Below are 1,123 nucleotides of genomic sequence, written 5' to 3'. Positions count from 1 at the left end.
CAATGTCTCTCTGACTGCCTATAAAGGTGTTGTTGGCTTGTTCTGTATTTTCTAGTATGTACACGAAAACATCAACTTGCTTGCTGTCTAGCACTCCTAAAACTTGAAGAAAATCCATTAAATAGATTTTCCAAAATTGTTTTTGACCATAGGCTCTTTTGGTTATTTGCTCGACATTTATTTTCTCACCAGTTTCTGTATCGATGTATGTTTTCGATTTTTTTCCCAATAATGTTTGTGTATCTGAATGATACTCCATATTCTTGTCCATCATTTCACCTCCCTTTTTGCATTATATATGTTATTTTATAATCTGTAAATATGTACTGATAAAATCAGAACAATTGTAACGATATTTCGGTACATGTGTAACGGTCTATCAGTACAAACAAAACCTTAAAAACCCTTATATATCAAGGATTTAACCTACTATTCTATAAAACTAGCTCTCTTCTATATACAAAGGGGCTTTTCTCCATGCAAGGTTCGGGTAGTATTTTTTTGCCCTTCGGGTTCGCTACGCCAAAAAAATCTCCACCCTTTCTCCCTTGCATGGAGAAATTTTGGCGGTGTTTGCATGTCGCCAAGCTAACCATACTCAAAACGAGGATCCTCGGAGGTTAGCTTGCTCGCACCATTGTACCGCCAAAACCGCCAGTGCAGCCGTTCGATGTATTTCTCTTATGCCATATTTAGCTACGCATTAAGACCGTGGGGTTTAGCCCCCACACGACTAGCCAGCTTCCACCTCAAAACAAGGGTTTTCAAAGATTGTATAGAATTTCTTATAAATGAGGTGAAAAACGCATGGAAAACGGAAATGAGTTCGGTACTTTATCAAAAGAAGTAGCAATTTATTTAGATATAAATCCTAATACGCTAAGGCGTTGGTCACTCGAATTGGAAAAACACGGATACATATTTGAACGAAACACTAAAGAACAAAGAATCTATTATGAACGCGATATTCAGACGTTATCAGAATTAAAAATAATACTAGATAAAGGCCAATCTATGGATAATGCAACAAAAGCTATTGCATCCAAGCATAAGGACCGTAAAAATGCAGAAAAAACGCTTAGCGTTATTATCAATGGTGAAAGAGATAACGAGCAAATAACGT

2 protein-coding genes are annotated in these 1,123 nt (G+C 36.7%); one reads left to right on the top strand and one right to left on the bottom strand.

Going from position 1 to position 1,123, the window contains the following annotated elements; all coding sequences use genetic code 11:
- Window positions 1–274: replication/maintenance protein RepL (locus AS180_RS21325; protein ID WP_450089591.1), on the bottom strand; the 274-nt coding region annotated here is incomplete at its 3' end.
- A 533-nt stretch (window positions 275–807) separates the two neighbouring features.
- Between AS180_RS21325 and AS180_RS21320 the strand changes: the two genes are divergently transcribed.
- Window positions 808–1,123: MerR family transcriptional regulator (locus AS180_RS21320; RefSeq protein WP_139109272.1), on the top strand; the 316-nt coding region annotated here is incomplete at its 3' end.

Origin of the sequence: Priestia veravalensis (genome assembly GCF_001457055.1) — a bacterium.
Lineage (GTDB): Bacteria > Bacillota > Bacilli > Bacillales > Bacillaceae_H > Priestia > Priestia flexa.
Note: the sequence above shows the minus strand (reverse complement) of the source record. Positions and strands in the feature narration are given on the sequence as shown.